Origin of the sequence: Pontibacter rugosus (assembly GCF_042678745.1) — a bacterium.
Classification (GTDB): Bacteria; Bacteroidota; Bacteroidia; order Cytophagales; family Hymenobacteraceae; genus Pontibacter; species Pontibacter rugosus.
Window position 1 is genome coordinate 1 of the sequence record NZ_JBHTLD010000198.1, and the last position, 8,932, is coordinate 8,932.

At 40.9% G+C, this 8,932-nt stretch carries 7 protein-coding genes; 2 read left to right on the plus strand and 5 right to left on the minus strand.

All coding sequences use genetic code 11. From position 1 onward, the window contains the following. Nucleotides 1-83 precede the first annotated feature (83 nt). Nucleotides 84-596, minus strand: coding sequence for an ImmA/IrrE family metallo-endopeptidase (locus tag ACFQ2O_RS17335; RefSeq protein WP_377530695.1), 513 nt, complete (start codon nt 594-596; stop codon nt 84-86). 8 nt (nt 597-604) lie between these two features. Next, nucleotides 605-970: a helix-turn-helix transcriptional regulator gene (locus ACFQ2O_RS17340; RefSeq protein ID WP_377530698.1), complete on the minus strand. Its 366-nt coding sequence runs from the start codon at nt 968-970 to the stop codon at nt 605-607. Nucleotides 971-1,127: 157 nt separating this feature from the next. Between ACFQ2O_RS17340 and ACFQ2O_RS17345 the strand changes: the two genes are divergently transcribed. Continuing rightward, nucleotides 1,128-2,270 carry a hypothetical protein gene (locus ACFQ2O_RS17345; protein ID WP_377530701.1) on the plus strand — a complete coding sequence of 381 codons (1,143 nt, stop codon included), beginning with the start codon at nt 1,128-1,130 and terminating at the stop codon, nt 2,268-2,270. A 2-nt stretch (nt 2,271-2,272) separates the two neighbouring features. Next, nucleotides 2,273-4,537 (plus strand): ThiF family adenylyltransferase, encoded by a 2,265-nt coding sequence (locus ACFQ2O_RS17350; RefSeq protein WP_377530704.1) that lies wholly within the window; start codon nt 2,273-2,275, stop codon nt 4,535-4,537. A 23-nt stretch (nt 4,538-4,560) separates the two neighbouring features. On the opposite strand, the gene ACFQ2O_RS17355 is transcribed toward ACFQ2O_RS17350, so the two are convergent. From ACFQ2O_RS17355 to ACFQ2O_RS17365, 3 genes are all read right to left on the minus strand, one after another. Continuing rightward, the gene (locus tag ACFQ2O_RS17355) at nt 4,561-5,943 is read right to left on the minus strand and encodes an MBL fold metallo-hydrolase (protein WP_377530707.1); all 1,383 of its coding nucleotides are present in this window, start codon (nt 5,941-5,943) and stop codon (nt 4,561-4,563) included. A gap of 29 nt (nt 5,944-5,972) precedes the next feature. Next, nucleotides 5,973-7,895: a hypothetical protein gene (locus tag ACFQ2O_RS17360; RefSeq protein WP_377530710.1), complete on the minus strand. Its 1,923-nt coding sequence runs from the start codon at nt 7,893-7,895 to the stop codon at nt 5,973-5,975. A gap of 81 nt (nt 7,896-7,976) precedes the next feature. Continuing rightward, on the minus strand, nt 7,977-8,932 hold a 956-nt coding region (locus ACFQ2O_RS17365; protein ID WP_377530713.1), incomplete at its 5' end, for a ComEC/Rec2 family competence protein.

The following is an 8,932-nucleotide window of genomic DNA, read 5'->3' on the forward strand; positions in this document are numbered from 1 at the left end:
TTATAATTATCCTTATGTTAAATAGGGCAAAACTGTATGAAGCTTATAATAATCTAAATCCAGTACTAATTAGCTTGTTAGGATTACCAAAAAAGATTAAGTTTAGTCAGTCTAATTGTCATCGCCTGCTGACTAACGTTAAAAGCTTTTGCTAATTTCTTAATTGCTGCCTCATCAATAAACTTTATTCCAATCTTAGTAGCTTCCTGAAAAATGAGGAATTGAGGCATTAGAATGGCAGCCGCAAAAGCATTAGCCTCTTTTTCTCTTTTATGCTCACCTGTTGATGACTCTTGATTCCTAAAAAGCGGTTTCTCCTTATCAATAAATAGCTCTGAGTACTTTTGGTGGAGTACAAAATGTCCAAGTTCATGAGCTATAGTAAACCTCTGCCTTACAACAGATTCAACCGGGTTGTAACCAATGACACTTTTACCGTTATCAAGTAGTAGGACTCCCGATACACCATCTCCTAAATCATAAGGTTTAATTTCGATATTCTTCTTCCTAGCAATTTCCTTGATAGGTATAGGTGCTTGATCTATATTTAACTCTTTTAAAATAGATGTGGCTAAATTTTCTATCCTGTTATACATTTTTGAATTTATCTAGAAATACTTTCCCTAATGAAATTCCTGAGCTTGTTAACAGAGTCTGGCGAATCTTTCAGTTCATCTAAATTGGCCTGGTTCATTTTTTCTTCGACTGAATCTGAAGAATTCAGTTTTCTGTTATTTTTTTTGATGTAGGCTTCTCCCAACACATCCTCTATGTTAATGCTGAGCGCCTCCGTTAACTTTATAATTAAATATAAATTAGGGCACTGCCTTCCCTTTTCTATATTAACGATAGAAGTGCGGGATAAACCGAGTAATTCTGATAATCCCTCCTGTTTTAAGTGAGCTTTCTCTCTTAGTCTCTTTATATTATTCCCTATAGTTGCATAGTACTTTTTCTCTTCTTCAGTCATATCCAGAGTTTTTAATACAAATATAGCGCTTAGCAACGGTAATACAAATGTATTATGTTTGTATTACAAACATCAATAAACACAACAAATACTTGACATGAAAATCATAACACTCTATATTTGAAGAAGTAAAAAATACTTCACAAAACTTTTAGCCATGCACAAGATTACTATTTATAACTTAGGCAATGCCGACACTTCCCGCATTGACTTATCTAACGGACGAAAAGTCCTTATCGACTACGCAGACATGCGCTGTGACTCGGATCCTAAAGACAAACGCGTTGATTTACCAGTAGAGTTACGAGCGGATTTAAAGAATGCGAACCGAGACTATTATGATGTTGTTGCATTTACACATCTTGATGAAGACCATACATGTGGAGCATCATCCTTTTTTGAGCTTTTGCACGCTGAAAAGTATCAGGGTGGTAACAGAATAAAGATAAAGGAGTTGTGGGTACCAGCTGCAGTTCTCCTTGAGCAAGGGTGTGAGGATGAAACTAGGATCCTTCGCCAAGAAGCGCGTTATCGTTTAAAAAATGGAAAAGGGATCAGAGTTTTTTCTAGCCCAGGATTGATGGACAACTGGCTTTCTGAACAAGGCATTGAAAAGTCTGATATTGCACATTTAATTACTGATGCAGGTAATATAGCACCCGGCTTTGACTTAGGTGCGGACGGTGTAGAATTCTTTATTCATTCCCCTTTTGCTAGTCGAACTTCAGATAACCAATTGTTGAATCGAAACAGTGACGCTCTAACGTTTCAAGCTACATTCCAAGAAGGTGGTCAAATAACAAGAATGCATTTCTTTTCTGACATTGATTATGAAGTTATAAAACTTATTGTTCAAGTAACTGAGTACTATGCAAAATCAGATCCTTCGAGGTTTGACCGCTTAAAATGGGATTTGTTTAAAATAGCACATCATTGCAGCTACAAGTCTCTTAGTTTAGATAAAGGTAAAGATAAAACAGTGCCGGATCCTGATGTGAAGAAGCTCTTCGAAACGTATGGAGAGAACAGAAGCCGCATGATCTCCACCAGTTGGCCTATACCAAACGACGACGATGACAAGCAACCTCCTCATCGTCAGGCTGCTAATTATTACAAGGAGCAGGCGAAGAATATGAACGGGCAATTTTTAGTTACTATGGAGGAGCCAAATATACTTCACCCTGAACCAATAGTGATTAAAATTGATCGTTTTGGAGCAAGCGTAGGTAAAGCAGTTACGAGTGGAAGTGCTGCGGCAGTTAACAGTCCTGCTCCAAGGGCTGGAAAAACCATATCATAATCATGGCGTCACCAGAATTTTACAATCTTAATTTAGAGCCGGTTGAGACCGGCTCTTTAACTTTTCCTAAGGCAAAGGAGCTTGTAAGCCTTCTTCAAACGGGTGTATTGTCATATGCTAAGTTAGTGACATGCTGTGCCGGTGGAAATAAAGAAGCAGTTATTTTGGACATAGAGCCGGAAGTGCCGCAGCATCCTGCCATTGACATAAATTTCCTTGAACGGATCGCCATCATATTTGAGATCTCTGACACATCGCATCAGGAAGTTTTGGCTCTGCGTAAGAATTTTCCTGTAGTACCTCATACTAATTCTGTATTAGAAGGAACACCTATTAGCCTGTGCTTGTACCAAGCCAAATATACTGACTTAAAATACAAGTGGACGGCCGGTGCTTTTTTACAGCAGTTACATTTCTGGTTGAATAGAACAGTTCGAGGAGAGCTGCATGATGCAGAACAGCCTTTGGAACAAATATTTTTTTCACCCTCTGAGAGTATTATCCTTCCTTCGGCCGTGTTTTCAAACAATGATGGAAGTTTTGCTGATAAACTTGTTGTCCGTTTCACAGGAGAGACATCGGGAAAAGCCACTTTAATTGCTTCTATTGCTGAACACACCGCGCCTGATTTAAGTGATAATAGGCTTAATTTTAAAGTCTTTGTATATACTATGCCGCCACAGATGCATGGGGTAGTACGCTTGCAGCCGCGCGCGTTAGATGAGTTATATGAATATTTAGGGGAAAGTGGCGCTGATTTTTTAAGTAAACTTCGGCAACAGATATTGGTGTGGAAGGAGAAGAGTGGTGAGTTATCTGTAAAAAATAAGCTATTGATTCTGCTCCGTATTCCTAAAAAAAGATTTACTGAAGGTGCTGTTGAATCTACTGAGGTATGGGCATTTGCATCACAAGATAATATCGCTTCAGTTGGAATAAGTTTAGGTCTATGGATTTATCAGGGAAATGATTTGGCTAGGCTTATACCCCTTGATCTAAAACTTACAGGAGGTGGAGCAACTTTGTACATGCTCAATACTATACGGTCGCTCTCAAGAGAAATGGCTGCTGCATTTAATGGCTTAACTGCAAATGAAAAGAAGTGCATGGCGATCGGTTTAGGCAGTTTAGGTTCTCAAGTGGTTAACAACTTAATGCGTGCTGGGCAGGGGCAATGGACATTTGTGGATGATGACACTTATTTGCCTCATAATGTAGCTCGACATTATCTACCTGGTTTGGTTGTTGGATATGGTAAAGCTAAGTCAATGCAGTCTGTTTTAGAAGGGACCTTTGAAGATGCCAAAATTCAGATCATCGAAGCTGATGTTCTCAAGCCAACATCAGATGAGCTACGGGAAACAATGGAAGGTATGTCGTTGATCTTAGATATGTCAGCTTCAGTTGCTGTGGCCCGGGAGCTTGCATTGTCTGTAAACTCTCCTGCGAGAAGAGCTTCTTTGTTTCTTAATCCATCTGGAACAGATTTGGTATTTTTAGCGGAATCAAAGGACAGGACCTTACGGCTTGATCTTTTAGAGATGGAATATTATTGGGCATTGATTAAAAACGTGGAATTCAGTAATCATCTTTTTTCAAAAGGGGCTCCGATTCGCTACTCTCATGCTTGTCGTGATGTGTCAGTCATTCTTCCTCAAGATAAAGTAGCACTGCATGCTGCAATTGGTTCTCGCACAATCCAGATCTTATTACGTGAAGAGTTGACAGCTCAACTGAGAATATGGAGAACCACTGATGATATGACTACTACATTGCATAAATTCAATCCAGAGCCTTATCAAAGGACGCAAGCTGGTGATTGGACTCTTGAGGTTGCTACCAGAGTGCTAGTGGATATGGACCGACAGCGTACCTTACGTCTTCCTAGTGAAACTGGTGGCGTTTTGATAGGAACATTTGACACTCTACGTAAGATTATATATGTGATTGGTTTCATTCCCTCCCCTCCTGACAGCATTGAGTGGCCAACGGCATATTACCGTGGAACTGCAGGATTGCAGGATGAATTAAAGAGAATTGAGCAAGTAACTGGTAAACAGGTTGATTATGTTGGGGAGTGGCATTCACACCCAATGGGTTCTAGTACAAAGCCTAGTGGAGACGACAGAAAGCTATTTGCGTGGTTGCAAAGGCATCGCTTGCGTGATGGGTTTCCTGCTGTCATTGCCATAGCCGGAGATGATAAAAGGTCAACCTGGTATGTTGATGACTTGGACACAGGTTCCGCTAGTTATGTTACGGAGTAAAATTTTGTTGTTAGCAAAATTAACTAGATAGTGACTTCCACCCATAAGTTATCTTCGCTTGTATCTTTCCGTATACGATTTAAGAAAGCGTGCCAAACCTTACTAGGAGTAGACTCGGGTTGTTCTGGAATCCCCGAGTCAGCTCTAAGTATACGACCATGCGTCTTCTCTATAAGCCGCTTATAAAGTGGAGCAAAAGGCATCAACCACCTTTTTCGTGCTGCCTGTTCTTCGTCTACCGGCAGCAACGCCATTAGATCATCACTTTCCATCAATTCAAGACCTTTTGCAGCCAAAGTAGCATTGTGGCTTCCGTGATGCCCTACCTTATACAGAATAGTTCTTTTCACTAGGTCAGCACCAGTTATTTCGCGACCTTCTTCTTCCCATGAATATTTATCCCATGAAAGCCAATTACCTACTTGTGCATCGCCTGGGAAAAGAAGTACTTTCTCTTTGGCTATTTCAAACGCTAAAACCAAACTAGTGTTGTTTGTATTGCTATCTAGTGCTAACGCAAGCTGATCTGATACCCCTAGCCAATCTATATCAATGCGCCGCCAGGCAGGACCTTGACCCTGTTCTGCTCCAAAGCCATACCGTTGCTCAAAGAAAGATCCATATAGTGAATTTGTATGGGTCTCTGACAATGGAATTACAAAACGCTGATGAAAAGGAGCTTGTGCTACCTCAGTATCTGAAATAGCCGCTGCATAAAAGGAATTATACTCACTTTCAGACAAAAAACATTCTGCCATCATTTCCTTCTCATAGACCTGTCCTTTCTTTGGATTTGAACGGCGAACAAGCACGGCGTCCTCTGGAGGACCTAGCACATAAATTTTCAGGTCTGGCAAGTTTGGTAAAGTTATGGTTTGTTCCCCTGGACGAAGGTATTTCACTTTCCCCCATTTTTGAACCAGGGCAATCTGCTCTGCTGTTCCAACTTTACCAGTTGCCATCAAAGGTCCATGGAATGATAAAACATCTTCTATCTCCGAAGCCCGTTCGGGATCAGCCACCTTTAATCTATTTACTGCACCATGTAGTGCTTTTAAAGTTTGGTGCCGCTCCTCCCTCAATGCTTGAGCTAGAGGATGTTGCATATCTTCCGTCCATGCAACCCACACTTCATGTATATCGATTTGCTCAAATATGTGTTCTGCAAAACTAAATCCGCTTAAGTGGTCCCAGTGCTCATGTGTTGCAACTACAACATCTAACACGCCCTTGCAGGTTTCTTTAATATCTAATGCGATTTTTTGCATTCGATCCTTTGCTCCAGGCGTGCCAACAAACACACCGCAGTCTATCAGAACATGACAAGTTGAGCCGCCCTCAAAAAAAGACAATAAAAAACAATCCCCCAGACCTCCAACCCTGTACATCTTAACTTTCGCATTCATAAGTATGCATTTAAAGTGACGGTTAAAATTTAGTGTTTGTGACGATGCAACATGGCAAAGGGCTCTGCAAACCCTTCTTCCCCTTGATTATTTGAACTACTAAAATACATCTTCTGAGCTGATGGCAGGAACTTCTCCAGCAAGTATTGTCTTTGTGCGTTTAATCGCTCTTCACTCAGTACGCTTTTTTTGATAATATATCGTACTTTACCTGTCTCTAAGTCCACTAATATCGTGCACCCTCCTCGAAAGATGAAATCAGGATCTTGAGCTGTGTTCCCGCTATCGACTGTACCCTGCGTGGATATGTCAAAATATCCTTTTCTTTTCTGGGTTGCCAAAATAACTAAGTCGGTTTTAACTTCTCCGTCAGATCCTACTCTGCGGGCTGGTCGAACGGCATGAATTTCCAATGCAGGAAACCCTGAAAAGGTCTTACTTGCAGATAAAGAGCGGGGATAGTTCTCATCTATTGTTAAGCCCATTGCCTGAACCGCCTGATATTGCGGAGGCTGTAATAGGCTATTCTGTAGCTTTTCTTGGTTATGCTCTGCTTGGTCGTATACCGCCTTTCTATCAGAAGATAAACCCCAATCAGGACATAAGTTACGTAGAACCTCAGCACTTCCTAATGCGGACTGAAGAGCTGTTAGTTCAGACTCATTGGGTTTTTGCCAGATCAGGCTTTCTTCAGATAAGCTATAGATGCCTTTAGGATGTATCCCCCAATTTCTAAAAGAATCAATAACAGCTACTCTGTAATTTCTCTTATCATCGGCAAACAAATCTTTATCTGAAGTAATAAGGGCACGCAAATATTCCCCAAAAGTAATGTCTACAGGTGGACAATAATCCAAAGCACGAATACACATGCGTAAAAAGTGATGAGCTGTTTTAGATGCCTCGCTCGCTAATCTATTTACTAAGTCAGGGTGCAATTCACCAGGAGGAAGTATTCCCGTACCCATTGATGCAATGCGGAAAAGGTCTCTTGTTCTTGTTTGATATATTTGTAAGAAAGCGCCAAACACAGCAGCCACAAGTATTGCGCCACGCTCATGCGGCTGATTTATACGACTAAGAGCTGACGGATCAGGAGTTATGGAAGTCCATTTACCGGACTTCGGATCATGACGGCCCAATGCACTTCGAAGGGAGCCGTGAGAGCCGATAGCTTGCCCGAACTCATGCGCTAATTCCCCGAGAAGAGTATGGCTAGCTAGATCACCACGCGCTCGGGCCAACTGATGGCGTAGCACCTCTGGGTAGGAGAAATGCTGAAACAAGGCTACTAGATCGGCAAAGGCTTCATGGAATGCTAGCACATCAGGGTTGCTTGGCTCTGCAAAGCGACGATGCATGCCATCTAACAATGCGTGAGTTGTTTCATGAGCGATGACATCATGTGACAAGCAGGTAAAAATCGTTCCGCCGGGAAGTAAACCAGCAGTACTTTTTGGAACGGTAAAATATCCGAACAGAAGGGCCTTCTTTTGTGGACTATAGTATGCATTGGGCTCACGTAACGCATGCGGATAAATACGTAACCGCTGCACGTATTCATATTTCCTTTTTCCTGTCCCCTCTTCCTTGTATCTACCGACTGACCATAGCGCTCGCCGCCCCAAAGCCTCCTCAAAGCGTTTTATAGTCATCATAGCCACTGCATATACCATTTGCTGATGAAAGCGAGGATCACCTTCAGAGGGTGCAAGTCCCCCCTGTGCTAATAAACTAGGGTCATCTAAATTTATCGGGGGGTAGGCTGCACTTGAGGCAGGATCAACGTCGATAACTTCTAGATATTCCCCCACAGGACCTGGCTCCAGTTCCTCCCAAGGAACTTCTAAGGAAAGCTGATTAATCATGATCGTCTCCAATCGGGTACTTAGACTCGGATCAAAGGCGAATGCTTTTAGCCTTCTTTTGTTAGGTTTAGGATAATCTTCCATGGAGCTGAAGCATCTGTGATTGATGATTATGCTTTATGTTCTTTTGGTAATATTCTTACAGTTAATAGTCCCCTCAATTCTCTACAGTTGAGTTGCAGGAGAATATCCAGATCTATTTTCTATTTTATTATGCAAAAGGTTACCAGATAGGCTTGTCGCATAAACTTTACAACCATTTTCTTTCAACACGTTAACAACAGATGGGCTTGGACTACCTTTTGCATTGCCGCATGATATATAAGCTACTTTGGGATTAAATATTTCTATCAAGTCTGAAGTTATGTTGTATATACTACCATGATGCGGAACATCTAGCCAATTCAAGTTAGATAAATCGTATTCATTGTGTGCAGTGAGCAAAGCTTCTGGTCCCGCATCAGCAGTAAAGAGATAGCGACGCCCTTGGGGTTCGAAAAGCAATACCACACTGCTATTGTTTTCATTGGAACGATCATTGTTCTTGTTTAATAAGGCTTTGTCTTCTTCAATGCCCTCAGAAAACAACCATTCTTCTTCTATACCCTTAACCATCGATAAAGCTTTTTCTTCCCGAAGTAATACATCGTAATCTCTGAAGCTCTTTAGTTTGGATTCATAATAATGTATAGAAGGTCCAACTACTTTCAATGATATTTCTTCAAAAGAAACACCTGCGAAAGGCTCTATTCTTTCAATTCCATGTTGATCAATTAAACTGAGAAGATTTTTAGAATCTGTCAGACTTTCTACAACGAATTTTAAACTTTTTTCAAGATTTGCCTTATTTATTTCGTTTAAAGTGTTTTCCAGATTTACTTTATGTAAGGAAGGATCATGTATCCAAAATTTGGTTATGGGAACTCGGCCGACTAGATAAAAAAAGCCTCCGATATGGTCATCATCAGGATGAGTATTGATAGCTAGATCAATTTTTTTACTCCTTGTATACCTGTTAATATGTTTCTCTATTTTAGGACCGTCACCTCTATGACCTGCATCAATCAAAACTACATACTCCTCATCATTATCATTAATATATCTAATTACTATTGCATCTG

Excerpts from the sequence above, each read along its gene's own strand:
- ACFQ2O_RS17335 (WP_377530695.1), bottom strand. The coding sequence starts at position 596 with ATGTATAACAGGATAGAAAATTTAGCCACATCTATTTTAAAAGAGTTA.
- ACFQ2O_RS17340 (WP_377530698.1), bottom strand. The coding sequence starts at position 970 with ATGACTGAAGAAGAGAAAAAGTACTATGCAACTATAGGGAATAATATA.
- ACFQ2O_RS17345 (WP_377530701.1), top strand. The coding sequence starts at position 1,128 with ATGCACAAGATTACTATTTATAACTTAGGCAATGCCGACACTTCCCGC.
- ACFQ2O_RS17350 (WP_377530704.1), top strand. The coding sequence starts at position 2,273 with ATGGCGTCACCAGAATTTTACAATCTTAATTTAGAGCCGGTTGAGACC.
- ACFQ2O_RS17355 (WP_377530707.1), bottom strand. The coding sequence starts at position 5,943 with ATGAATGCGAAAGTTAAGATGTACAGGGTTGGAGGTCTGGGGGATTGT.
- ACFQ2O_RS17360 (WP_377530710.1), bottom strand. The coding sequence starts at position 7,895 with ATGGAAGATTATCCTAAACCTAACAAAAGAAGGCTAAAAGCATTCGCC.